Annotated in this window: 24 protein-coding genes and 1 pseudogene; 16 read left to right on the forward strand and 9 right to left on the reverse strand. The window is 58.2% G+C overall.

What is annotated here, in order from left to right; translation table 11 throughout:
- Positions 1-90: 90 nt before the first annotated feature.
- Entirely contained in the window at positions 91-213 is a 123-nt protein-coding gene (locus ASD52_RS40640) for a hypothetical protein (protein WP_277996389.1), read from the forward strand.
- 269 nt (positions 214-482) lie between these two features.
- On the opposite strand, the gene ASD52_RS23490 is transcribed toward ASD52_RS40640, so the two are convergent.
- Together ASD52_RS23490 and ASD52_RS23495 are read right to left on the reverse strand one after the other, a co-directional pair.
- On the reverse strand, positions 483-1196 hold the full coding sequence (locus tag ASD52_RS23490) for a class I SAM-dependent methyltransferase (RefSeq protein WP_057225555.1): 714 nt from the start codon (positions 1194-1196) through the stop codon (positions 483-485).
- Positions 1197-1286: 90 nt separating this feature from the next.
- Positions 1287-1556 (reverse strand): hypothetical protein, encoded by a 270-nt coding sequence (locus ASD52_RS23495; protein ID WP_057225557.1) that lies wholly within the window; start codon positions 1554-1556, stop codon positions 1287-1289.
- A 206-nt stretch (positions 1557-1762) separates the two neighbouring features.
- Here ASD52_RS23495 and ASD52_RS38705 point away from each other — a divergent pair, with 206 nt between their 5' ends.
- The gene (locus ASD52_RS38705; RefSeq protein WP_156613016.1) at positions 1763-2017 is read left to right on the forward strand and encodes a hypothetical protein; all 255 of its coding nucleotides are present in this window, start codon (positions 1763-1765) and stop codon (positions 2015-2017) included.
- 436 nt (positions 2018-2453) lie between these two features.
- On the forward strand, positions 2454-2612 hold the full coding sequence (locus ASD52_RS38710; RefSeq protein WP_156613017.1) for a hypothetical protein: 159 nt from the start codon (positions 2454-2456) through the stop codon (positions 2610-2612).
- A gap of 48 nt (positions 2613-2660) precedes the next feature.
- Here the strand turns inward: ASD52_RS38710 and ASD52_RS23505 are convergent, their stop codons facing one another.
- From ASD52_RS23505 to ASD52_RS23515, 3 genes are all read right to left on the reverse strand, one after another.
- The gene (locus tag ASD52_RS23505) at positions 2661-4202 is read right to left on the reverse strand and encodes an FAD-dependent oxidoreductase (protein WP_057225562.1); all 1542 of its coding nucleotides are present in this window, start codon (positions 4200-4202) and stop codon (positions 2661-2663) included.
- Positions 4203-4496: 294 nt separating this feature from the next.
- Positions 4497-4928 (reverse strand): Rrf2 family transcriptional regulator, encoded by a 432-nt coding sequence (locus tag ASD52_RS23510; protein ID WP_057210656.1) that lies wholly within the window; start codon positions 4926-4928, stop codon positions 4497-4499.
- 49 nt (positions 4929-4977) lie between these two features.
- Complete coding sequence (locus tag ASD52_RS23515; RefSeq protein WP_057225564.1) at positions 4978-5442, reverse strand: group III truncated hemoglobin; 465 nt, start codon at positions 5440-5442, stop codon at positions 4978-4980.
- A gap of 156 nt (positions 5443-5598) precedes the next feature.
- Between ASD52_RS23515 and ASD52_RS23520 the strand changes: the two genes are divergently transcribed.
- Complete coding sequence (locus tag ASD52_RS23520) at positions 5599-5871, forward strand: DUF6522 family protein (protein ID WP_057225566.1); 273 nt, start codon at positions 5599-5601, stop codon at positions 5869-5871.
- Between the two features lie 538 nt (positions 5872-6409).
- Here ASD52_RS23520 and ASD52_RS23525 read toward each other — a convergent pair.
- Positions 6410-6655, reverse strand: a complete 246-nt coding sequence (locus tag ASD52_RS23525; RefSeq protein WP_057210593.1) for a hypothetical protein — start codon at positions 6653-6655, stop codon at positions 6410-6412.
- An 810-nt stretch (positions 6656-7465) separates the two neighbouring features.
- Between ASD52_RS23525 and ASD52_RS23530 the strand changes: the two genes are divergently transcribed.
- The 5 genes from ASD52_RS23530 to ASD52_RS23550 all read left to right on the forward strand — a co-directional run bounded on the left by ASD52_RS23530 (position 7466) and on the right by ASD52_RS23550 (position 11807).
- Positions 7466-8152, forward strand: coding sequence for a helix-turn-helix domain-containing protein (locus tag ASD52_RS23530; protein ID WP_057225568.1), 687 nt, complete (start codon positions 7466-7468; stop codon positions 8150-8152).
- Positions 8153-8197: 45 nt separating this feature from the next.
- Positions 8198-9304, forward strand: a complete 1107-nt coding sequence (locus ASD52_RS23535; RefSeq protein ID WP_057225570.1) for an ABC transporter substrate-binding protein — start codon at positions 8198-8200, stop codon at positions 9302-9304.
- Positions 9301-10365 (forward strand): iron ABC transporter permease, encoded by a 1065-nt coding sequence (locus tag ASD52_RS23540; protein ID WP_057225572.1) that lies wholly within the window; start codon positions 9301-9303, stop codon positions 10363-10365. The genes ASD52_RS23535 and ASD52_RS23540 overlap by 4 nt, the downstream gene beginning before the upstream one ends.
- Positions 10362-11117, forward strand: a complete 756-nt coding sequence (locus ASD52_RS23545) for an ABC transporter ATP-binding protein (RefSeq protein ID WP_057225574.1) — start codon at positions 10362-10364, stop codon at positions 11115-11117. Before ASD52_RS23540 ends, ASD52_RS23545 begins: the two co-directional genes overlap by 4 nt.
- Positions 11118-11444: 327 nt before the next feature.
- Positions 11445-11807: a YcgJ family protein gene (locus tag ASD52_RS23550; protein ID WP_057225576.1), complete on the forward strand. Its 363-nt coding sequence runs from the start codon at positions 11445-11447 to the stop codon at positions 11805-11807.
- Between the two features lie 465 nt (positions 11808-12272).
- Here ASD52_RS23550 and ASD52_RS23555 read toward each other — a convergent pair whose 3' ends face one another.
- Together ASD52_RS23555 and ASD52_RS23560 are read right to left on the reverse strand one after the other, a co-directional pair.
- Positions 12273-12683 carry a pseudoazurin gene (locus ASD52_RS23555; protein WP_057225613.1) on the reverse strand — a complete coding sequence of 137 codons (411 nt, stop codon included), beginning with the start codon at positions 12681-12683 and terminating at the stop codon, positions 12273-12275.
- A 145-nt stretch (positions 12684-12828) separates the two neighbouring features.
- Positions 12829-13527 (reverse strand): annotated as a pseudogene (locus ASD52_RS23560) (methyl-accepting chemotaxis protein); the annotation flags it as partial.
- Positions 13528-13712: 185 nt separating this feature from the next.
- Here ASD52_RS23560 and ASD52_RS23565 point away from each other — a divergent pair.
- The 7 genes from ASD52_RS23565 to ASD52_RS23595 all read left to right on the forward strand — a co-directional run bounded on the left by ASD52_RS23565 (position 13713) and on the right by ASD52_RS23595 (position 22028).
- A complete protein-coding gene (locus tag ASD52_RS23565; RefSeq protein ID WP_082571866.1) occupies positions 13713-14237 on the forward strand; it encodes a DUF1775 domain-containing protein in 525 nt (174 codons plus the stop codon).
- Positions 14238-14259: 22 nt separating this feature from the next.
- On the forward strand, positions 14260-15873 hold the full coding sequence (locus ASD52_RS23570) for a copper resistance protein CopC (RefSeq protein ID WP_162254177.1): 1614 nt from the start codon (positions 14260-14262) through the stop codon (positions 15871-15873).
- Between the two features lie 118 nt (positions 15874-15991).
- The gene (locus ASD52_RS23575) at positions 15992-16531 is read left to right on the forward strand and encodes a cytochrome c oxidase subunit 3 (RefSeq protein ID WP_057225582.1); all 540 of its coding nucleotides are present in this window, start codon (positions 15992-15994) and stop codon (positions 16529-16531) included.
- A gap of 3 nt (positions 16532-16534) precedes the next feature.
- Positions 16535-16819, forward strand: coding sequence for a cytochrome C oxidase subunit IV family protein (locus tag ASD52_RS23580; protein WP_057225584.1), 285 nt, complete (start codon positions 16535-16537; stop codon positions 16817-16819).
- 254 nt (positions 16820-17073) lie between these two features.
- Entirely contained in the window at positions 17074-18267 is a 1194-nt protein-coding gene (locus tag ASD52_RS23585) for a cytochrome P450 (RefSeq protein WP_244497506.1), read from the forward strand.
- A gap of 289 nt (positions 18268-18556) precedes the next feature.
- The gene (locus ASD52_RS23590) at positions 18557-19792 is read left to right on the forward strand and encodes an NnrS family protein (RefSeq protein ID WP_063991861.1); all 1236 of its coding nucleotides are present in this window, start codon (positions 18557-18559) and stop codon (positions 19790-19792) included.
- A 565-nt stretch (positions 19793-20357) separates the two neighbouring features.
- A complete protein-coding gene (locus ASD52_RS23595; protein WP_244497507.1) occupies positions 20358-22028 on the forward strand; it encodes a GMC family oxidoreductase in 1671 nt (556 codons plus the stop codon).
- Between the two features lie 541 nt (positions 22029-22569).
- On the opposite strand, the gene ASD52_RS23600 is transcribed toward ASD52_RS23595, so the two are convergent.
- The gene (locus ASD52_RS23600; protein WP_244497508.1) at positions 22570-22992 is read right to left on the reverse strand and encodes a hemerythrin domain-containing protein; all 423 of its coding nucleotides are present in this window, start codon (positions 22990-22992) and stop codon (positions 22570-22572) included.
- Between the last annotated feature and the right edge of the window lie 208 nt (positions 22993-23200).

A 23200-nucleotide genomic window follows, 5' to 3' on the forward strand; every position in this document is an offset into this window, starting at 1 on the left:
AAATCCACGGTTCTCACACTGTCTATATTGACGTCCATATAGACAGAACATCCAGTTCGCCTCACTTCTCAGCAAGGCGGCCCTCCTCGGATGCGTACCGAAGACACCAAGATCCCTTACGAAATCCTGATCCGCTTCGGCCTTGATGGTCAGCCTCAAGGGGCCTACTGCCAATACGTGCGCCGCGTCATCCTGGATGGGGAGGTCCTATAAGAGGAGATTGGACCGGCAGAGCCTATCGATCTTGAAGGTTTCCCGACCTCTGCGATCATGAGAGGCGCGATGCGAGACACATTAGTACGTATCGCATCGCTGGAGGCCGAGAACACATGTCTGAAGGATGTAGTGCGGGCCTGTCAGGAACAAGCCAGTATGTCAGAAGGCGAAGTCGCCTTGCTGCTCGAGCACCTTGCGGATGATAATGCAGCAAGCATCCAGCTCAGTGGGGTTACACGGTCTACTGCCGCAGACGAGTAGGCGGACTATGGATGGATCCATCCGTCAAAGCTGTTCCGCAACTGAACGTCAGGCATAGTCACCTTCCGCATCAAGCCAGGGGTGGCCAGGATCCACTTGCGGGCGGAGACAAGAACCGGAACACCCAGCTTTTCGGCGCACTCGTGCAATGTCTTGGCGAGTGGCGGAAACTGGTAGTCGTCCCCGAACATGACCCCATCTTCAGCCAAATACGGGAAGTAGCCGATCACATCGTTGATGACCGTGTCCGGGTCATGCCCACCATCAACGAAGATAAGATCGGCCTTGAAGTCGAAAGACTTGAAAACCTCGATCGCGCTGCGGCTATCGATAGTCAACGGGAATACGTTACCCTTGTTACCGCGAGCCAACGTGTTGCCGAGGAAGCGTTCGAGGATGGTCGGGCGGCCTAAGCGGCGATGCAGTGTGCTTCGGAGGTCGGGCATCACCCAATGCTCAGGCCCGCCGAGGAACGTATCAACGCATACGATGCGGGGATCAAGGCCATTTGCCTTGCATTCATCAACGATGAAATTGGCAGAATGCCCTTTCCATGAGCCAATCTCGATGATGTCTTTCGGTTGAACCGTCTTGATAAGCCATGAAAACACAGCTTGGTCCCCGAACATATTGTGGGGATCTTCGACTAGCTCGCTGTTGAGTGATTCGGGCCAGAAATCGGCCGGGAAAAGTTGACTAAAGAAATCTGCGTTAGACATAAGGCCCCCCTGGAAGAAATTCGTGCCCGAAGCTAGCAGGAAAACCTACACCTGCAATCTGCCGCAGAACTTTTTCGAGACTAGCCGGCGTTAATACTCGCTCTCGCGAATGAAGCTGTGGAAATAGGCGCGTTCGATCCTGACCCAGCGTACGGCGACAAGATATCCTAACAGGAAACGGCCATCGCTGTTTTCGTAGACGCTGAAACGATCACCTTTAGAGTTTGTGTCCGGTTTGTCGGTAGCGATATCGACACAGGGCGCTTCTTCACTGGCAATCAATAAGTCGCAAGGCTTGCTGCGGGCGATGACTGAAACGAATGCTCTGTGCTTGGAAAGCTGGGCGATCTTGTCGTTCATCTTGATATGTCTCGGTTGTCTCTCATGCGACATTCCGGCGTGATGGTCATGCCCCCGCCAGCTCCTCGAGCGCTTCTTTGATTTTCCACACTGCGCCCCGCGATGGCGCGCCTCTCGCGAGATGGCAATTGTGCGGCCGCTCTCTGTTTAAAGGATCGAGCGGCCGCCTTTGTTATTGCGCCGGTGTTGTCGTCGACGGCTGGGTAGTGGACGGTGTTGTTGATGGTGTGGTGGTCGACGGTGCGGTCGTAGTCGGCTCCGTCGTGGACGGAGTAGTTGTCGACGGCTGCGTCGTCGTAGACGGCGCTGTTGACGGTTCCGTAGTGGTTGCCGGCGGGGTTGCCGTTTCTGTCGCGGTGTCGTTCGTCCCTGGCATTAGGAACATCACCGCCAAGATAATGATCACAACAGCGACGACTAGGCCAATTACGGTATTCCGGTTCATGCCGACTCCTCTCTAAGTGTGGATTTCCCTAGGAACATGGAGCACAGCCTGCGGTTTTCAATGTAAGGGAGCCGATGTGCGGGTAGGTTGGTCGCATGAAAGCCGTATCCCTACGGGCAGGACCGCCTTCTTTCATTGAGGGATTAGGGTTCGCTGGGGCGAGGTCGGCAAGGTCATTGTGGCGATTTTCAATTATGACCTATAAACAGACCGTCGTGCGGGTTGGTGGGCTTTTTATGGTCCAAATCGTCAAGATTGGTTGACTTTTGTCGCCCAATAGTGCCTGCGGCGGCTGGTTTTTCTCGATGAGACCTGGATCGAGATCAACATGTCGCCCCAAGGGGGCACCGCGTGGCCAACGCCTCTGTGCCGCGTTCCCGCACGGGCATTGGAAAACCCTGATTTTCTTTGCCGCCTTGCGCTGCGACCGCGTCGATGCCCCTTGGACATCGATGGACCGATCAACGGCGATCTCTTACCCTCGATATCGTGAGGATCCCGTACCCACGCTCACCAAGGGTGACATCGTCACCCTCGACAATCTCGGCAGCCATAAGGGCCAAACCGCCAGTCGTGCTGCAGGCGCGGACCTCTTCTTCCTGCCGCCTTAGCCCGGACCCATCCTATCGACCAAGCCTTTGCCAAGCTCAAGCATCTGATCAGGTGAGAACAGCCTCGCCCCGCTCCATCGCCAGCTCTGCCTCCAGGCTCTCGGTGTCGCGGAAGATCGTGGCGACCGCCAGCACACGTCCGCCGCGCCTGAAACGTAGGAGGCAGTCCCTGGCGGGAATGTCGCCCTCGACCTCGATCTCGTCCCATCCCTCGGCATGGCCGACATAGTTGATCGGAACGTCGTAATGTTGGCTCCAAAAGAACGGCACGTCCGTGAACTTCGTCCGGCGTCCGAGCATGTTGAGTGCGGCCGCAGCACCTTGCCGCAGCGCCACCACCCAGTGCTCCACCCTGATGTTCTCGCCACTATGGGGATCTGGCCACCGGGCAATATCGCCGGCCGCATATATGCCCGGCACGCTGGTCTCAAGATATGAATCGACCAGAACGCCCCGATCGGTGGCGAGCCCGGCCGCTTCGGCGAGACCGACCCGCGGGCGCACGCCGATGCCGGCAACGACCATGTCTGCGGCCAGGATGCCGCCGCTGCTCAGCTGGATCTCCGTTGCACCGATGCTCGTCACGGTATCCCCAAGGTGGAAGATGACGCCATTTTCCTCATGCAGGGCGCGGATGAAATCGCCGATCTGCGGCCCCAGTATCCGTTCCATCGGCCGTTCGTCGGGCGCCACCACATGCACTTGGACACCGCGGGTCCGAAGGGCGGCGGCAACTTCGAGGCCGATGAAGCTGGCGCCCAGGACGACGGCGCTGCGTGCAATGCCGGTTTGCGCGATGATCTTCCGACTATCGGCAAGCGAGCGCAGCGTGTGGACATGAGGCTGGTCGGCGCCGGGGATGGTCAGGCGAACCGGTTCGGCGCCCGTCGCCAGCAACAGTCTGTCGAAGGCGATCCGAGCCCCATCGGCGAGCAAGATTTCGCTGGCGCGGACATCGATGTCTGTAACCCTGGTTCCGAGGCGCAAGTCGATGCCGTTCTTGGCATAGAAGCCCTCCTTGCGCAGCGGGATCCAGTCCTCCGGAGCCTTACCGGCGAGATAGTCCTTCGAAAGGTTAGGGCGGTCGACGGGCAGCGCCTCGTCATCGCTGATCATGACGATGGCGCCCTGAAATTGTTCGCGCCGCAGCCTCTCGGCGGCGGCAAAGCCAGCGGCGCCACCCCCGACGATGACGATCTTTTCGGGAGCCGCCCCGGCATCGCCTTCGCGTGGGGCAGGCGTGTGCTTCTTGCGCTTCTCGCCAACGATTATTTTGTCGCCGCGCTGTTCAACCGACCAGCATGCGAGCGGCGATAACGCCGGAGCACGCAGGGCCTCTCCGGTGCGCAGATGAAAGCAAGCGTGATGCCAGGGGCAGCGGACGGTGTCGTCGGCGACGAGGCCATCGACCAGCGGCCCACCGTAATGCGAGCAGTTGGCGGCTATCGCGAATATCTCGGATCCGCGGCGCAACAGAAGCACCGGCTCGCCATCGCGATGACCGACCAGCTTGCCGCCATCGGGAAGATCGGTGAGCGCAATGCCGAGGGCGAGGTCGGGTCCGGTCTGGCCTGAAAGGTTGGCGGCCATCTTCTCCTCCGTCGAAGGGCAGCTGCCGGTATCGTCACTGCGACGCTGGGCTTACCTACCCAACAGGCAACTCATCCGGGATTGTCCGCCATTCCCGCTCCCAGGCAAGTGAATTTGACCTGCAGTTGCGTGCAATTTTTGCGATATGCTCCATCGGAGCCAAGCGCGGTCGTTCCCGCGCCGGGGCAGTCGCTAGAGCGTTTCCGATTTAGACGGAACCGAACAAACGTTCTATCTCTTTGTTTTTACGCATTTCCTGACGGAAAACCGCTTCGCACGTTTCCTGGAAATGCTCTAGGTGCGGGGCGTATCAATCAGGAAATCCTGGCGCGTCAGTGCGATGTCGGCAAGCGTGTAACGGTCGAGGGTGTTCTGGAACGACGACAGCGCGTCGCGCAGCATGCCGGAAAGCTTGCAGCACCGCGTGATCGTGCACTGGTTGCCGGTGGCAAAGCATTCGACCAGGGCGAAATCCGGCTCGGTCAGCCGGATCACGTCACCTATGCGGATGTCTTCCGGACGACGTCCGAGCGTCAGTCCGCCCGATCTGCCGCGAACCGCCGTCAGGTACCCGGCGCGGGTCAGCGTGTTGGCCACCTTGTTGAGATGCGCCTTCGACACGCCGAAGGCGCGCGCCGTTTCCTCGATCGTGAACAGCCGGTCCCCAGCGGACGCCGCGAACATCAGCATGCGCAGCGTGTAGTCGGAAAAGTTCGTCAGCCTCATTTCGCTCCAACCTTTGCGCATGCCGATCCTGCCGACTGCCCCCGGAAGGTCATAGGCTGTCGGCCGTGATCGGCTCGACGGACATCGTGTTTTCACCGCGATTGTAGGCCAGTGCAAGGCGGAAGGAATGCGCAATGCGCAATGCCCGTTCCAGGAACAGCGCCGCAATCTCCGGCGGGCAGAGTTTTTGGACTGTAGCGCGAAACAAACCCAGCCATTGGCGGAAATGCTGTTCGCCAAGACCAGGAAGCGCCAGATGCGGCGGCAGCGGTCGGCCGTCATAGCGGCCGCTGCGAAGCATCAAAGACGACCAGAAGTCGCACATTTTCGTCAGATGCTGTGGCCAATCATGCCGCGCGATGGCGCTGTTGAACACCGGCCCGAGCAGGGCATCCCTGCGGATCTCGTCGTAGAAGCCGTGAACCACGTCGTGGATCATCTGCTCGTCTAACTGCTCGGGTAGCACCCTGCCGTCGATAACGATGGTTGGTTTGTCATTTGCGCCTCTGCTCATGCCTGGATTCAGCCCTCAGTCAGGCCGATGCGGCCCTTTGTCGTCCAACGACGATGGGTGTGTGATGAGAATACGCTTCACTATGCGGATCAAAACATATATCGTCAATATATCTTTATGCCATACCGGCGGCGTACATTCGATGAGGGAGGCCAGATGAGGCTCGAGCTTGACCAGACCGGAGATTATGTTCTGGACCCGGCATTCCTGGCGGAGCGGCTTTCGATTGAGGCGAGCGAACTTCGGCGCCGAATGCGTCTTGGCCTTGTGACCAGCATAGTGGAGCGCGGCGTCGACAGCGACGCAGGCCGCAAGCGCCTGACTGTGCGTAACGGCAACTCGGTCTGGCGGGGCATTGTCGACGCCGACAACTGCATTGTCAGCGAGGAGTCCCTTGACCTCAGGCGACCTTCGACCTCGGGAGGCTAGCTGCGTTCGTCGACCATCCTCGTCGTCCCGCAGAAAGCGTTCGGCAGGGCCCGACCAAAGTCAGTTAGCCAAGACACGAAACCAACAAATAGGCGGAATAGCAACATGAACGATCGTCAGTCGGAAAGTACACTCGTGCCAATGCTGGTCGTTGGCTTAGTGCTCGTTATCGTGGGCTACATGGTCGTTATGATGTTCGTGTAAGCGAAACTACTGCGCTGTTGGCGAGGCTTCTAATCGATTGATTTCGCTCATCGGGGATTGGCGGTCTTGTCCCTCAGTTCCCCTGGAACTTCCACCCCGAATTGACTCCGTTCATGTTCGGAAGCTCATGGGGGATAGAAGGTATTCGTGAAGGTATTGACCCAGAAGCCAGAAAGAAAGTTCGTTCGTGATGTAATCGGTGAAAGTTCCTCGACGTACGCGCCAATCCGCTTTGCTGATCGACGATCGCCAGCAACAAGTAACGGTGCAGGTCGGCCATTTCATCGGGCATTCGTCGTTCGCTCGGATCGAGCGAGCCGAACACGATCGGCCATCAAGTGGGCTGGAGGGCGTAAGACGATATCGTGTCTGCAAGGGCTCTCAGTTTGGTACTGATTTCGCGAGCCTGATGCTCAGTCAGTGCAAATTGGAGTGCTGATACGTCGGTGTTATCCGGATTGACGCTGAACTCGAGCCTAAGGAAAACGTCGGCTTCGTTGTTGATCAGTGTTGCGGCCTTCCAGCCGACGACCGGTGATACTCTGACGCTGCCGCGCCCGTCCTTGTTCCAACCATTCATCGTGTTGCAATCCTCCGGCTGAGGAAGCCAGATTAAATCAAAACAATGACAGGTTGTCGACTGTCGCCACGATTTCACGGCAAGGCAGGCTGATGCCCTGGCCGCCTGGCCGCACCGATCGTTGCCACTTGGATGTTTCGTCGCTCACCGCGGCGCCTCCGGATTTTAAAGTGCGCAATCACGGGTTGTTTTTTCGGGGGGCGGTTTCGACGGACTACCACCATTGCCGAGGCAAGGCGTGCGGGAATGTCGCTGAAGCTTGATCTGGAGCAAGGTCGCTCGCCAGCAATAGGGTATCAATAGAGTGTCAAATCGGGAGATTTCATTTGTCACGGGCTTATGGAAAATGGGCGACCTATCTGCGCTTGCTGTGCGCGATTGCCCTGTTGTCCATATCATTTGCCCATAGGGCTCCGGCTACCGCGTTCGTAGCTGTCGGCTCTGACGTCTCCGCGTTTGCTCTTCCAGATGGCACGGCGCCGGACTTATGCCTTGCCGGCGTCCATGACGGTGAAGAGGGGGATGGCGCATCGGGAGCCTGCGAAGCGTGCCGCCTCAGTGCCTTGCTGCTGCTTCCGTCGCCGACAGACACGGTCGGGGTGCCGCTAGGTTCAATTCGAGAGCATGGTTTTTCCGCACGCCCGAACACAGACCGGCGACCTGTGCGAACCGCCAACGCGTCGCCGCGGGCGCCTCCCGCCAGCGTAATGGGTTGATCGTACCGCCGCGCCTTGCGCTGGCGGATAGCAACCTTGGCGGCTGCATCGCACTTGCACGAGCAAGCCCGCGGCCGAACGCCGGAAAAAATCCATGCTTAACATCTCGATGCCTGTGGAGGCAGCGCTTGCGCTGCCGCCGAATTTCGCGGGCTTGCCGTTTTCTCCTTCATTTGTCGGCCGTCGCCGGCTGTTTTCACCCCGAACGACGATTTACGACCAGGATGAGACCGCTGTCCCCATCTATCGACTGGTGGATGGTTGTGTCGCGCTCACACATTCACTCAGAGACGGTCGTCGACAGATCCTCGACATCATTGGTCCCGGTCGCTTGTTCGGTCTCGTCTTTCACGAAGACAACCATTGCGGCGCCCAGGCCCTGACGTTCAGTCAAGTCGAAAGCCTTGGTCGAACGGTCGACCAAGGCATTCTCGACCAGGCTCTGGTGCAGATGCTGAACCGGGCTCACAGCCTTGCAACCCTGCTTGGACGCAAGACAGCGATGGAGCGCGTGAGCTCGGCCGTGTTTGATCTTGCCCAACAGTTCAAGCGCGCACCGCGCAACCCTCAACGCGGTGCACCGACGTTCAATCTGCATTTGACCCGCGCCGATCTCGGCGACTGGCTCGGCTTGACGATTGAAACAATCAGCCGATGCCTCAACCAGCTCAAGCGGGACAAGGTCATCGATTTCTCACACCCGGAAATCGTGAGGGTGCTGGACACAGACAGGCTGCAAGCGATGGCCGCAGGGGGACGCGGCGAGGTCCGCAAACGTTGAGCCTGAGCCGGACTTCACACAAGTTACTGGAAATGGATCATTCCCATGAAAAAGACACTTGCACTTATCGTCACCACTTTTGTCCTGGTCTTTGCCGGACAGGGCCGCGCGGAAATCAATGTCACCGACGTCAAGGGCCGTCACGTCAGTTTGGCTGCTCCCGCGCAACGGGTCGTCCTGAACTTCTATTACGAGGATTTCATCGCGGTCGTTGGTCCAGGCGCCATGGACAAGGTGGTCGCGTTGTCACTTTCCACCTGGAAGGACTGGCGGCCGAACCAGTTTGCGGCCTATCTCGACGCAATTCCCTCCCTTGCAGCACTGCCGGATGTCGGCGATACGGAAAACGGCACGTTTTCAATTGAGAAGGTGCTGTCGGTGAAACCGGACCTCGTCATTTTATCCGCCTGGTCTTTCGACGCACTTGGCGAGGCCGTCAAACAGATGGAGACGGCCGGCATTCCTGTGGTCGTGCTCGACTATAATGCCCAGACGGTCGAGAAACATGTCCAGTCGACGCTTGTTCTGGGGGCGGTCATGGGATCGCGTGACCGTGCGCAAAGACTTGCTTCCCAATATGAGGCAGCAATGCAGGATATCGACAGGCGCATCGCCAACGCGAAACCGACGAACAAGAAGGTCTATGTCGAGCTGGCTCAAAAAGGCCCTTCCGAAGTCGGAAACAGCTACGGCAATGGTATGTGGGGATCGCTCATCGACAGACTTGGCGGGACCAATATCGCCAAGGGGCAGTTGGAAAACTGGGGGCCGCTCAGCCCGGAATACGTTCTTGCACAGGAACCCGATATCATCCTTCTCGCCGGCTCTGAATGGTTGGACAAGCCACAGGCGGTCACGGTCGGGTTCGGCGCCTCTAAGGAAATCGCACGCGACCGCATGAAGGCCTATATCGCCCGACCGGGTTGGGACGGGTTGCCGGCGGTTAGAAACTCCGCCTTGCATGCGATCTACCACGGCGGTGCGCGGACTTTGTCTGACTATGTCTACGCGCAATATATAGCCAAGCAGCTCTACCCGGATGCTTTCAGCGACGTAGACCCGGCAGTCGAGATTAAACGCTACTACGACACCTGGATGCCGATAAAAGCAGAGGGCGTTTTTGTGCTCCCCTATCGGGCCGACGGCCAATGAGCGACGCGGCCCTTAAACTCGATATCTTTCGCTCGCACTATCGCCGCGACGTTTCCCTCCGTCTTGCGGCACTTGCCGCCGCGATGCTAGCGCTTGCATTTCTGGTGCTGGTTGACCTGGCAAAGGGACCGTCGGGCATGGCACTTGCCGAAGTCTGGGCGACGCTTTGGGCTGGCCCTCATGGCGCAGATCGAATGGCGGCGACTATCTTGTGGCAGTTGCGCATGCCCCAGACGGCTATGGGCGTGCTCGTTGGCGTCTGCCTCGGGGTTGCCGGATTGCAAATGCAGACGATACTTTCCAATCCTTTGGCAAGCCCGTTCACGCTCGGATTTTCCGCTGCCGCAGGGTTCGGTGCGGCGCTGGCAATCATGTTTGGTGGGTTCCTGCCGTTGCCGGGTTTCATTTTGGTTCCGGCATCAGCCTTCCTCATGACGCTCCTTGCATGCGGCCTCGTCTACTGCGTTGCGGCCCTGCGGGGAACGACCCCCGAAATTCTCGTGCTGGCCGGCATTGCGGTCCTGTTTCTTTTTCAGTCCATGCAATCCCTGTTGCAATTCATGGCCGCACCCGAAGTTCTCCAACAGATCGTCTTCTGGCTGTTCGGCAGCCTGCTGAAAGCAAGCTGGACCACTGTTGCCGTCACCGCGGCGATCCTGACCGCATGCCTTCCCTTCGTCATACGCGACAGCTGGAAGCTGACGCTGCTGAGATTGGGTGACGTCAATGCCGCTAGCATGGGCTTGTCGGTTGATGCGCTGCGCAGACGCAGCTTCGTACTCGTCTCGCTTTTGACGGCCGCGGCCGTCTGTTTCGTGGGGACGATCGGTTTCGTCGGCCTGATCGCGCCACACGTGGCGCGCGCGGCCGTTGGCGAGGATCACCGCTTTGCGCTGCCAATGAGTGCAACGCTCGGCGGGATCATTCTGATCGGTGCATCGGTTTTCGGAAAGCTGCTGTCCCCGGCCGCCGTCATCCCCGTTGGCATAATCACGGCTGTTGCTGGCGTTCCCATGTTGTTTGTCGTCATTGCGCGGCGTGGCAAAGGAGAGCAACTGTGACCGAGGGTCTGACTTTGACGAATGTTTGCGTGGACCACGGGCGAACTCGCACGATTGACTGCTTCTCGCTGACGCTCGCGCCGGGCCAGATCGTCGCCGTGGTTGGCCCGAACGGTGCTGGCAAATCCACCTTGCTCGGCGCCATTGCCGGGAGTGTTGCGCATTCGGGCACGATCCAATGGGAGAGCGGCCCAATCGACTGCAGAACTGTCGGCTTCATGCCGCAACATTGCTCTGTAAACGCAGATCTCTCTGTGCTGCTCGCCCGCCATGAGCAGTTGGGATGGCGAATAGGCGAACCTGAGATCACGAGAGCCTTGACGATGCTTTGCGAGCTGGGACTGGAGCATCTTGCCAATCGCCGGATTAACACGCTGTCAGGCGGTCAACAGCAGTTGGTCCTGCTCGGGCAGCGGCTCATGCGCCAGCCGCGGCTGCTTATCCTCGACGAAGCGACCTGCGCACTGGATCTGCGCCATCAATTGACGGTCCTTGCTCTGTTGCGGGACTATGTTTGCCGATCGGGCGCACTCATCCTCATGGCGGTTCATGATCTCAATCTCGCGGCCCGGACCACCGACCGGCTGCTTCTGCTACAGAAGGGCAGGGTTGCCGCTTCCGGAGAGCCAGCGGCTGTCCTGACCGCCTCGAGACTAGGCTCGGTCTATGGAGTTGATGTGGAGGTTGTCGCTGAGGGACAGGACGTTCCCTTCGTCATACCGATCGCGGCGCGGCGATCCCATGCCGCCTAGGTTGCGAATTCCCGTACAGCTCCGCCTGCTCGTTCGGTGCCTAGAGACGACGGCAACATCGTCTATGGCGCAATGGGTAAGGGATGTTGCCCAAGCAAGGTGCCGGCCATCACGTGATGATCTGGCGAGGATACTGCTATGGCAAGTGGTCACGGCCGCCGCGTCGCCAGCATCCTCACCCGTTCGGCAATCGCTGCGCTCCGTTCCCGGATGCGGCCTCCGGTCCCGCCCTTGATCCCAATTCCACTCAATCGGCACGCAAACATGTTTTCGTCCGTTTGTCTTTTATTCTTTGAAGAAGAATCACCCACCAAGCGAGGTCTAACTATGAACAAACCGTACCGATCGATTTCTCTGGCCTTGTTGTTGGCCCTGGGCGTGATGCCCGCTCACGCAAAGCAGCGGGCCACGATCCAATCGCCAGCGTCGGGCGTGCTCTGCGACCGCTACGTGTGCGCCAATGAAAAGGGGATCTCCCACGAGCTGACGAAAAAATATCTCGGTAAGAAGGCCGCCGCGAACAAGCTGTTCACGACCAGTGATGTTGACCTGACCGAGTTCACCTTTGCCAACGGGATTTTCTGCGACGCGAAGGAGCGGCTGTGCCGTGAAGATCGGTACTATGGCGCGAACGGACAGCGCAGCGGGACCGTCTCCAAGAAATACACCAAGGCGCTGTTTGGCGAATGACCAAAACGGGTCGGTTCCGGCTAAGGGCGAAATGATACTCTCTCATGACTGGCACGGGTCTTCCTCGCTCTAAGCACGGGCATAAGCTGGAAGCTCGTCCAAGGTGTCTCGAGGATTTCCCATCATGCCTGGATTTCGCGGCCGATCAGGTTGCTATGTGTTATCAGAACTCCCGTGGGTCTAGTTCCTCATCGAACTGGTTGGATATGTCGGCTCACATTCCACACAAAACCTGCCAGCTCTCGGACAATCGCGGTGATGACCTTCGGTTGCGGTTTGCAGGCCGCAGAGTGCCGACGGTATCGCTAGCCCAGCTTGCCTGTGCCTTCCAACCAATGGCCCTGATCTCTTCCGGAAGATGTTGCCTACACCTGTATCGTCGTTCCTCGCGCGCCGGCGGTCGATAGGACCACATGAAAACGCCCACGTTTTGGGAACGTGGGCGTTCAGATCGTCGTGGCGTTGTTACATCGCTCCCGCTGCAATGTCAGCGTCGAGACGATCCCGCGCCTTCTTCGGGAGCTTGGCAGTCTTCACGGTTTCGAGGTTGTCCGGAGCGTCGCCGACGACGACAAGAGCGACCATACCCATGCTCATGTGGGGAGCGCATTTGATGGCGTACGCGCCCTTAACATCGAAAGTGATTTTCACCGTTTCGTTCATCTTCCCTTTGAAAGCCTGCGCACCTTCCGGGATGAGGTTGGCGATCGATTCGGCATTGTGAGACTTATCGGTCGGTATAAATGTTACGGTGTCTCCCGGGGCCACTCGAGTAAGTCCCGGCTCGAACACCATCACACCGTCTTTGCCCTTGTTCAGCATGTGTACTTCATAGTCGGCTGCCTGCGATACGGTAGCCATTACCGCCAAAGCCATTGCAGTTCCAATCGTGAGGTTTGCCAGTCGTTTCATAGCTCTTCTCCTGTTCTTGAAGCCGCTTGGCTTCGTTGACGCTGATGTACCGGAGAAGACGCCGTGAACTTTGACTAAACGCAAATAACTCGACGTTCGCGAAAATCGCTCACGCAACGCGTTGCCGTAGTCGCTCTCCTATCCTCGACAGGGGGTTTCCCTCGCGCGAAGACGCCCCTAGAGACCGCGCGTCGGACAGAGTGGCTTCTGTACTTGCGAGCCAGAACCGTTCCACAAGCCCGTGGAGACGGGTTGCTTCTGCAGCCAAGGTCGCGCTTGCGCTATTGGTCTCCTCAACCATTGCGGCGTTCTGTTGGGTTACCTCATCCATTTGGTTGACGGCCGCGTTGACCTGCAGGAGCCCAGCGGATTGCTCATTGGTCGAGGTGGCGATGGCATCCATGTTCAGGTTAATGGCATTAACCTGGCCTTCGATACTTTTGAGGGCTTCCCCGGTGTCCTTAACGAGTTGGACGCCGGTCTCGACATCGCTACGAGAGCTGTGGATGAGGTCTTTGATTTCTCGAGCAGCTCCTGCAGATCTTTGCGCGAGTTCACGCACTTCTTGCGCGACTACAGCAAAGCCCTTGCCAGCCTCGCCTGCCCGGGCCGCCTCCACCCCGGCGTTCAATGCAGGAAGATTGGTCTGAAACGCGATTTCGTCAATCACGGCAATTATGCCGGCAATCTGTTTTGATGACTGTTCAATGTTGACCATCGCTACAATCGCTTCGCCGACGATCGTGCCACTCCTGTTGGTGTTTAAGCTGGCTTGCTTGGCGGTGCTGCGCGCTTCGTCGGCCCGCTTGCCGATTGGGCGACATTTTAGACGAAGGCTGGCTCGCCTCTAAAGCTCTCTTCCTTGACGCAAATCAAAGTTGTCTGGAGTACTCAAGTCTATTTGCTTTTTTAGCGTCGCGGCTGGCGTGACGTCGAAACAATCGGACCGTGTCTCCTTGAATGACAGCGGTCACAGAGTGAAGGAACTACGAGATGTCCATGCTCAAGACTTCGTTGGCCGCCATCTTGCTGGCGGCCGGAACGGTCTTTCCTGCCATGGCGCACATAACCCTCGACAACGGCAGTGCAAAGGTCGGATCAACCTACAAAGCCATTCTGCGGGTCGGGCACGGTTGTGACGGCAAGGCCACGGTTGCTCTTAGGGTGCGGCTTCCGGAAGGCGTAATTTCAGTGAAGCCCATGCCCAAACCCGGTTGGAAAATCGAGAAGACGCATGGCGAATATGCGGAAGCGTACGAACTGCACGGTCAGCAACAAACAAGTGGCGTCCGCGAACTGATCTGGTCAGGGGGCAACCTGGCGGACGACGAATACGACGAGTTTGTGTTCCGGGCTTACATCACCGACGCCTTCAAGCCGGGTGCAACTGTCGCGTTTCCCGTCGTCCAGGATTGCGTGGGTGGGGCTACCACAAGGTGGATCGAGGTCCCGACTGACGGGAAGAGCGCTGATGACTACGAACATCCCGCGCCGACTTTGACCATCATCGAAAAGTGACGACGCTGGCGGGGGCATGGGCATGATCCGTACTTTCGAACTTGCCCGCCCCCGCAACGCTTCTGTGTTGGTATTTCTGGTCACCCTTGCGCTCTGCCTGGTTATGCCTTGGCAGCATGCCTTTGCACACGCAGTCTTGGTCTCCTCCACTCCGGCGCAAGGAGAGCGTCTGACCTCCCGGCCGCTTCAACTGTCCCTCCGGTTTTCGGAAGCTGTGACCCGCGTCGACCTCACGCTCGTCGACCGCAATGCGAAACCAGCCAATCTGCCAGCGACGATTTCCGGCAACGACGTCGTGGTCGAGCTCGCCGAGCCGCTAGGGGAGGGCGCTTACGCTCTAAATTGGCGGATCCTTTCCGAAGATGGCCACCCCGTCGCGGCCTCCGTCGTCTTTGCTGTTGGCGCTAGCTACGACATGAGCGAGTTGAAGGATGACACGGGAGGCGCGGAGCGGGTTGCGCTGTTAACACTCGGAACGAAGTTTCTATTCTACCTGGCTTGCCTGTTCGGCATCGGCGGAAGTTTCTTCTCGTTCTGGATCGCGCATAGAGCGCCGACAAGAACCACAATCACTCTTCTATATACCGCGGCGGTATGTGCTGTGTTTCTGATCGGGCTCCTCGCAGTTGAAAACAGCGCGTCATGGGCGGCGTTGCTTGGAGCGAAGGCTTGGGCCGACGCACTCGATAGCAGCCTGGCGCGTTCGATATTCTTGGTGGGACTAACGCTCCTACTGGCAGTTTGTGCAAGGCCGCGATCGATAGCCGGCAAGGCGCTGACGTTTGCATCGCTGGCTTTGATTGGCCCCGCTTTTGCCTTGACGGGACATGCGTCCGGCGCTGGCATTAAATGGCTCTCCTTTGCCGCGGTATCACTTCATGTGACGGCGGTCTGTTTCTGGGCGGGCTCGTTGCCTGGTTTGTGGCATGTTCTAGGGCCCCGCCATCAAGGGCAACGTGACAGTTTACTGAGGTTCTCGGCCGCAATTCCCTACTCGATCGCTGTCATGCTGGTCGCCGGAGGGTATCTCGCCTATGTCCAGGTTGGCTGGCCCCCCGCGATCTTGGGTTTTGATTACGGCAAGGTTCTGCTCGCGAAAGTGACATTGGTGAGCGGCGCACTTGTACTCGGCGCATGGAATCGCCTCGTTCTAACGCCACGTGTCGCGTCGGGCTGCCTTCGTGCGGCCAAAAGCATGAAAAACCTAGTCTCGGTCGAAGTTTTCCTGGTCGTGCTGGTATTGGCAGTCACTTCATTGTGGCGGTTCACACCGCCGCCCCGTGCGCTCGCGCTAAGGCAGCCAATCGCCACATCCGTTCACCTCCAGGATGCCGAAACAATGGCAATGCTGGCGTTCGAAACGACGCCCGATCTGATCTTCAATGCAGAGATATCTCTGTCGACTGCCGAATTTGCCGGCTTGGATCCTCATGAAGTCACACTTGAGATGTCGTCGGTTGACGGCTCGGTTTCAAAATTCAAGGTGCCTATCCGTCGAGTGTCGCCGGGTTTCTGGAGCGTGCAGCACGTCCCGGTACCCTGCGATTGCGAATGGAACGTCCGCCTCGATCTGCTCATCTCGGATTTTGATCTGGTTAGCTTGCAAAGCCGAGTCAAATTGCTTTCCGGCGGTTGAGCCTCTCCAAATTTACGATCAGCATCGCGAAACGCGCACTCGGACCATTCTTTGTGCAAGCACAAAGAACGCCGCGGTGTTTTGTAGCACCAGTGCATAAAGTGGAGATTTCGAGTTCATGGCAGTTGAACTGGCGCAAAGCGACGAACCGAGTGATGATCTGGTGCTCTGGATTCTCGTTTGGAGCGAATTGTTTGCGTTCGGCGTCTTGCTTGGCGGGTTCATGGTGATGTCGTACCTTCACCCGGACAGCTTTTCGCTTGCCAAAATTCATTTGAATGGGCGGCTCGCTAGTCTCAACACGCTCGTATTGATCGCAAGTGGATGGTTGGCGGCGGAGGCGGTGCGTGCGGCGACATACCAAAAGCGAAGGTTCGCCTTGGTCGCATCAGCGATGCTTGGATTTTTATTCGCAGCGACCAGGGTCGTTGAATACCAAGGCGAGTTACGGTTCATCGGTGACGCGACATTCAATGCCTTCTTCGAACTCTACTTCATGATCACAGGTTTCCATCTCGCGCATGTGGCATTCCTGAGCCTGCTCATGTTGCTGATCGCACGAAGGATGGAGCGGTCCAATGTGGTGTTGGTTACGACTGTCTGGCACGTGATTGACATCGTCTGGCTGGTAATTTTTCCCGTAATCTATCTGGGGTAGACGATGCAAACCAACAATTCCACATGGCTGCTTGGTCGTGCCGCAAAACTACTGTTGTTTGCAATCATCGCCGCTCTTATCTCGGCTCAATGGAAGCACGAAGCTGTTCCGTTCACGGCTTTCGGCGTCATTCTGATCCTAACCGTCATCAAATCGCGCTGGGTGGTGGTCTACTTTATGGGGCTGCGTGATCTACGCCCTCGATTATCGATGGCACTTGTCGGGTGGTCCGCATTCTTCGCGGTCGCCGCAGGCACAAAGGCGCTACTCGCGACATATGGCTCCTGAGTAGGGGCCATGGACGGGTGAAAGAGGTCCACACTCACGCCGTGCCACACATGCCGGGAATGGCGATCTGGTATCAGATGCCAAGTCAAGGACGGGCGGTTCGCGCCTTGGTCGGAGCCGTGATGGAGGAACTCATATCGAGCAAAAATTGGGCTTCAAAATACTGGAGCGTGCGCAAACTATTTGAGTGACGACAAAGAACGCGCCTGCCGCTGATGCACATATGGGCACATATTGGCGGAAAGGGCGCATGAATGGAATCGGCAGCGGCAGCGGCTTCCAACCAGCACAAGTCTTCTATGGAGACAGTCTCCGATTGGGATCCTCGCAGTCGCGAGGTTCTAGCCAATCAGATCCAGGCCTACGACCAGATGCGCGAGGCGTGCCCGGTGGCCTATAGCGACTACCTCGGATGGTCGCTTTTCCGCCATACGGATGTCTTGCAGGTACTGAACGATCACGAAACCTACAGCAACGTTGTTTCACGCCACCCGTCAGTTCCCAACGGAATGGATCCGCCTGAACATACACACTACCGGCAGATGATCGAGCCCTACTTCGCGGTGGAGCGGATTGAGGCCTTCGAGCCGGCATGCCGCTGGATTGCTCGCGATCTGGTCGCCTCACTCAAGAAAGATCCGTCTAGCGAATTCATGATGGGATTTGCTGAACCATATGCCATACGAATCCAGTGTGGCTTCTTGGGCTGGCCCCGATCATTGCACGAACCATTACGGCAATGGGTCCGGAAGAACCGCGAGGCGACGCTGGTCCGCGATGCGAATGCCCTTGCGTCCATAGCGCTCGAATTCGATGGCTATATCCGATCACAGCTGGAAATACGCCAGCAGGCCGGCGCTGCAGCACCGGACGATATCACCACCAGTTTGGTGCGGCAGGCCGTTGATGGACGGCTGCTCCGGCCTGCGGAGATCGTTAGTGTCTTGCGCAACTGGACCGTGGGCGAACTGGGCACCATCTCTGCCTGCGTCGGGATCATTGTCCATTTCCTTGCGGAACATCCCGAAGTCCAATCACAGCTACGCCGTGACAGGGCTTTCCTTCCGCAAGCCGTGGACGAAATACTTCGTCTCCATGGACCTTTGATTTCCAATCGGCGCGTTGCTTCTCGATCTGTGGCAATCGGTGAGCGGACGATCAAGGCAGGGGAAAGGATTACAGTGATTTGGGCATCAGCAAACCGTGACGGTACAGTGTTCGAGGATGCGGACCAGTTCCGTCCCGATCGGGATCAGTCGCAAAATCTGCTCTATGGTGCGGGGATCCATATCTGCCCCGGCGCAGCATTGGCAAGGATGCAACTGAGGGTCGTCTTGGACGAACTGCTTAGCGGCATCGGGAACTTTGTCCTTCCTTTCGGTACCGAGGCTATCCGTGCGGTCTACCCTGCAGGCGGGTACGCATCATTTAACCTGCAAATCAATTGATGCTTCCGTTGGGCTGCAGTCTGCCCTCCGCACGAGCGAACACCATCGTGGTCGGTGGTGCAGGTTTGGGAACAGACCAAGACCGGAGCAATGGCTCGGCAACACGGCAGCTCCGATCTCGGCAAAATTGGCGGGCGCTGGAATCCTCTCACCGCGACGGCGTCTGCACTGCGTTCGATACCGGACGGTGCAACTCAACTGACGATCGGGTGATGCATATACATTTTGAGAACGCAGGACGGCTTGCGCGCTTTGGGGCTCAATCCAAGAGGGGCATTTGATATCAGGGGTGGTCAATTCGAAGTCTATTTGGCAGGCACCCTACCGACCGCTGTTTTTTCTCGCCGGACTTTGGGCGCTCGTCGTACCCCTTGTCTGGATCCTCCCGGAAGAAATCGCGCTGGAGAGAACTAGTTGGCATAGTAGCGAGCTTTTGTTCGGCATGGCCGGTGCTGCGGTAGGGGGCTATCTCCTTACGGTCTTGCCCGCGTGGACGAAGAGAGGTCCCGTTCCACCTGCGGTCACAATAATTGCTTCTTCCCTTTGGTGCACTGCCCGGCTCACGGCAGCATTCTCTATGCATTTCCCGCATCTCGCATCTGTCATCGGGGCATCTGCATATTTCGTGTTCTTGGCGGCTGTCCTGGCGGTTGCGTTGTTAAAGGCCGCGGCGTGGCACCGCCTGTGGGCACCACTCGGAGCGGCCGCACTTGGAATTAGCGCCGCGCTCTCCAACGTTTACGGCTTGAACTCGATAGGTTCGCCGTGGGGGATTTATAGCCTGTTGATCACCGCGATTGGTGGACGCGCCGTGCCTGCCTTCACGCGGCATTGGCTCGTCCGGACCGGGACACAGACCCCCTTTCGCGATCGGCCGGCATTTTCGTATCTGGCGATCCTGGGTATTCTGGCCGCCATTTGTATTCGAGGCGCGATCCAAAACATATCCGGCTACCTGTTGATGCTTTCAGGCGCTGTGTTGTTGCTGCAAATGGCGAGTTGGCAAAGCCTCAAGGCCGCGCGGTATCCGGCACTGTTTATCCTGCATATCGCCTTCGCCTGGATGCCGGCGGCGCTCATCCTGAACGGCGTTGCTATTATCTTTCCCGCCCAGTTCCCACCGATCGCCGCCCTGCATGCAATGACGATGGGAGCTATGGGAACGATGATCGCCGCCTTCATGATGCGGTCGGCCTCGGTTCGTAACGGTGAGAGGCTGATCCTCAGCTGGCCCACGACTTGCGCGTTCAGGCTTCTATCTGTCTCCGCTTTGCTGCGTGTTTTTGGCGACGGCATGAGTGCCGCGTATTTCGAACCCGTTGTTGCCGCGGCGGTCTGCTGGATGGCCGCGTGGGCTCTCTTCATGATGGTCTTTGTTCAGGCGATGAGCCGTCCTGTGCCCAGACCGGTCTTTAGTGCGGCCAGCCGCAATCAGGCTTACGGCAAGCGGGAAAGTGACGTTCGACCTTATTTGCAGAACACGGCAAACCGGTGCGCGGTGGGTCGGCCAATTAAAGAGGCCTAACACAGCATGCCAGGCGCAAGCGATTGTGGCGAGCCTGCTGTTATTGTCGGTCGCATGGCTTCTGTCGGTCAAAACAAGAAGGTCGCTCGACGGCTCCGCCTGAAGGTGGCCACCCGCCATCGCTGCCGAGCGTTGCGTCTACGGCTTAACCTCTCAAAGGCCGGTCCTTGGAAAGGGGTGAGGCTCTAAAGCGTCCTGGCGGTGATCCAGAGTTGGGCAGCCGCTTCCGCAGTGGCAAGCCCTTGTCGAAGCGGTGCAACAACCAGCACCCCTTACCTTCAGCAAGTTGACGCGAACGGCTTTGATCCAACGCAACGTTCTCTCCATCCAGGGCTGTAAACTGCGAGGCAAGGAGGACGGAGGAGCCGATGCGAAAGAGCGTCCAGGATGGGGTTAGCCGCAACTGCGTAGTTACTCGCAAGCCAAAAGGGATGCGCTTTGCCGATAGGGTGCAGCGCTTCGCTCATCGATCATTGTGCACAGGTTGGACTTCCGTTTCCTCGAAGAGAACTCCCCTTAGATGAGGATAAGGCGGCTTTCGGAGTTTGACGACAACTCCATCATCATGGCGGATATCGTAATTGTGGGGGCTGGCCCTGTGGGCCTGACAATAGCCGAGGAGTGTTCCAGGGCGGGAAGGAAGGTCGTCGTCGTCGAAAGCGGGCTTGAACTCGAAAGTCCCGAGCATTCTGCGCTCAATGAAGTTGAGAACGTCGGTGAACTTCGAACAGAGGCACAGATCCGCAAGAGGATAGAATTTCATGGTTCGCAAGCCAAGTTCTGGTCACCTGACGTACAGCCCTATGGCGTGCGATGCCGTGGCCTTGGCGGATCCACACACGCATGGGCGGGAAAGTCGGCCCCATTTGATGCGCTAGACTTTCAGGCTCGAAGCTGGGTGCCCTATTCCGGCTGGCCAGTCGATCACGAACACATCGTGCCCTATCTCCTTCGTGCAATGAAGGTCCTCAACCTATGCCCAAAGGCACCGCCGGAACGTTTTGACAACGAAGGGCTACGTTCATTCTACTGGCAGTTTGCTCGCTCGCGCGTCGATCGCCTTGACGTAATGCGCTTCGGACGAGAGTTCCTGGCCCGCCGGCCGACCAATACCGATGTTCTTCTCGACGCGACAGTGAGCCGCGTGGGTGTGAACGGCGATGGATCCCAGTTTTCGCGCATCGATGTCGTCAGTGTTGGGGGCAAGCGCGCGCGCATTGAGGCCACGATTTGCGTGCTGGCTGCTGGCGGCATTGAGAATGCCCGGTTGTTGCTAGCGTCCACTGATGTCTTTTCGCAAGGAATCGGCAATCACTACGATGTCGTCGGGCGATTTCTCATGGACCACGTTGCGGCACGCGTGGGGCGGATCCCGACCGATCGAATGGCAGCGCTCACAAAGCTCTTCGGCTTCTATGGAGTTCACCACGAAAATCGCGCGCACATGTTCGCCCATGGTCTTGCTCTAACCGCTACTGCCCAGGAACGCGAACAGATATCGAATGCCGCTGTCTTTTTCTCGACAGAACGTGCACCAGACGATCCATGGGTCGCCTTGAAGAGGCTGTTGCGTTCGCGCAGCCACAATGTCGGACGTGATGTTCTTTCCGTTGCAGCCGGTTCGGGATTCATCGCCAGGGGGATTGGTATGAAGATCCTTTCGGACCACCGCACACCCAAGGTCTTCAAGGATCTTATCGTCAACACGGCGATTATGCTTTCGCCAAATCTCGTCGCCGACGAGTTCCAGTCCCGGGGTCTGCCTCACAAGTTGTCTGGGTTGCGCATAGAAGCGATCTGCGAACAGGCTCCAAATCCGGCGAGCAGGGTCAGCCTCAGCGAGCGGAAGGACAAGTTCGGCGTACCGCTCGCCAAGACCGATTGGCGCATTAGCGATCTCGAATACAAAACGTTGCTCAGGATTGCCGAATTATCGCATGAAGCTCTCGCCCGTGCTGAGCTCCCCACCCCGAAACTGGAACCTTGGGTCACAGAACGGCGCACACAGGATCTCGTCATCATCGATATGGCGCACACGCTTGGAACGACGCGCATGTCGACGAGCCCAAAAACTGGTGTCGTCGACCTTCATTGCAGAGTTCATGGCATCAACAACTTGTACATTGCCGGCGGCTCGGTGTTTCCAACCAGCGGTCACGCCAATCCGACGTTGACGATCCTTGCTCTTGCAATCCGGTTGGCCGATCATCTGAATTCGGAACTGGAGCGAGGCTAAGGGCAAAGAAATGCGCTCCGTCTCCGCCGCGGGCGCATATCGCTTTTGATAGCGTGACACCTATCAAGTTTACGCTTTCCCAGACGTCCCCGTTTGCCCCCGGCACCGCTCGACAGCCGTCCCGTAACCCCACCTGCGCCGCCAACATCACGGTCAGAACAGGTCCGACCAGATGGGACGGGCGGCAGTTCGTTGGGAGGGAGGAAGTCCCGGAGTATCACCGAGGCGAGTGCCATGGCTCGCTGCTGTCGAGCACGGCGGAAACGATCGCAGCCTACAGGCGTGCGCTGGTGTAAATCAGCGCTTGGCCTGCCCGGCGCTGGCCGGGGTTGCAGAGGGTAGGCCAAATAGTCGAGTGACGTCGACTTGAAGCGCCGCGAGCCGGGGTGCCGACAAGAAGTCGGGCCACCGGAGATTGCCAGACCCGCATAGCGGTGCGCCAGTACCGCGATTGATTGATCCGTTCTTGGCCATGTCGCGACAAGCGCGCGTTACTGAAAAATCTCGCGAGCTTCGGCCTTAGCCGCTAACAGCGCCTCCATTACAAGGCTCTCGGCGTGAATATGCCGGCGGAGCGCTTCCTGGAAGCCGTGCAGTAGACGGGCAATGGTGTCTGGCCCGAGATCAGACCGGCCATCGGCCAGCGCGCAAAAGACGAGTGAGAGTTCCTCTGCCGCCAGCCGGTCGCAGCGATGATCAGCCTTAGCCTTTCGATGGCCTTGGCGGCGAAGAGCGAACCCGCGTTGCGATCGAAATCGGGAAAGAGAGTATGCTCTTCGAGGTCATGAACCTCCTTCAAAATTGCTGGGATCGACTGCGCAAGCTCACGAACTGGTTCGCTCGCGCTCATCTCGATGTCCGCGGCAACCTCCTCGAGCCGAAGGCAAATCGTGAGCAGTTCGCGGTGGAGCGTTTCCAGGCGCATGATATCTGCAGCGCCAAGCGGGCGCGACGTTGCGTTCAACTCCACCTCCTATCACCCTAAGAATGCCACACCATCCTGGTGGCGGTCGTCGCCTCGGCCGCAAGCGTTCGAACGCCCTGGGTGCCATCCAGCACGTTGAAGTCTCATGCTCGACTACCTGTTCGGATATGACGATCTCCATTGTACTGTTCCCATCATGCCGCCTGCGCCGCCGCTTCTCATTGCGCAGGCGCAAAGACTGGGCCAC

This window comes from Ensifer sp. Root142 (assembly GCF_001426785.1).
Classification (GTDB): Bacteria; Pseudomonadota; Alphaproteobacteria; order Rhizobiales; family Rhizobiaceae; genus Ensifer; species Ensifer canadensis.

Excerpts from the sequence above, each read along its gene's own strand:
- ASD52_RS23495 (WP_057225557.1), bottom strand. The coding sequence starts at position 1,556 with ATGAACGACAAGATCGCCCAGCTTTCCAAGCACAGAGCATTCGTTTCA.
- ASD52_RS23550 (WP_057225576.1), top strand. The coding sequence starts at position 11,445 with ATGAACAAACCGTACCGATCGATTTCTCTGGCCTTGTTGTTGGCCCTG.
- ASD52_RS23525 (WP_057210593.1), bottom strand. The coding sequence starts at position 6,655 with ATGAATGGTTGGAACAAGGACGGGCGCGGCAGCGTCAGAGTATCACCG.
- ASD52_RS23515 (WP_057225564.1), bottom strand. The coding sequence starts at position 5,442 with ATGAGCAGAGGCGCAAATGACAAACCAACCATCGTTATCGACGGCAGG.
- ASD52_RS23555 (WP_057225613.1), bottom strand. The coding sequence starts at position 12,683 with ATGGCTTTGGCGGTAATGGCTACCGTATCGCAGGCAGCCGACTATGAA.
- ASD52_RS23575 (WP_057225582.1), top strand. The coding sequence starts at position 15,992 with ATGGCAGTTGAACTGGCGCAAAGCGACGAACCGAGTGATGATCTGGTG.
- ASD52_RS40640 (WP_277996389.1), top strand. The coding sequence starts at position 91 with ATGCGTACCGAAGACACCAAGATCCCTTACGAAATCCTGATCCGCTTC.
- ASD52_RS23580 (WP_057225584.1), top strand. The coding sequence starts at position 16,535 with ATGCAAACCAACAATTCCACATGGCTGCTTGGTCGTGCCGCAAAACTA.
- ASD52_RS23510 (WP_057210656.1), bottom strand. The coding sequence starts at position 4,928 with ATGAGGCTGACGAACTTTTCCGACTACACGCTGCGCATGCTGATGTTC.
- ASD52_RS23570 (WP_162254177.1), top strand. The coding sequence starts at position 14,260 with ATGATCCGTACTTTCGAACTTGCCCGCCCCCGCAACGCTTCTGTGTTG.
- ASD52_RS23585 (WP_244497506.1), top strand. The coding sequence starts at position 17,074 with ATGGAATCGGCAGCGGCAGCGGCTTCCAACCAGCACAAGTCTTCTATG.
- ASD52_RS23540 (WP_057225572.1), top strand. The coding sequence starts at position 9,301 with ATGAGCGACGCGGCCCTTAAACTCGATATCTTTCGCTCGCACTATCGC.
- ASD52_RS23595 (WP_244497507.1), top strand. The coding sequence starts at position 20,358 with ATGGCGGATATCGTAATTGTGGGGGCTGGCCCTGTGGGCCTGACAATA.
- ASD52_RS23535 (WP_057225570.1), top strand. The coding sequence starts at position 8,198 with ATGAAAAAGACACTTGCACTTATCGTCACCACTTTTGTCCTGGTCTTT.
- ASD52_RS23520 (WP_057225566.1), top strand. The coding sequence starts at position 5,599 with ATGAGGCTCGAGCTTGACCAGACCGGAGATTATGTTCTGGACCCGGCA.
- ASD52_RS23565 (WP_082571866.1), top strand. The coding sequence starts at position 13,713 with ATGTCCATGCTCAAGACTTCGTTGGCCGCCATCTTGCTGGCGGCCGGA.
- ASD52_RS23530 (WP_057225568.1), top strand. The coding sequence starts at position 7,466 with ATGCTTAACATCTCGATGCCTGTGGAGGCAGCGCTTGCGCTGCCGCCG.
- ASD52_RS38710 (WP_156613017.1), top strand. The coding sequence starts at position 2,454 with ATGGACCGATCAACGGCGATCTCTTACCCTCGATATCGTGAGGATCCC.
- ASD52_RS23490 (WP_057225555.1), bottom strand. The coding sequence starts at position 1,196 with ATGTCTAACGCAGATTTCTTTAGTCAACTTTTCCCGGCCGATTTCTGG.
- ASD52_RS23505 (WP_057225562.1), bottom strand. The coding sequence starts at position 4,202 with ATGGCCGCCAACCTTTCAGGCCAGACCGGACCCGACCTCGCCCTCGGC.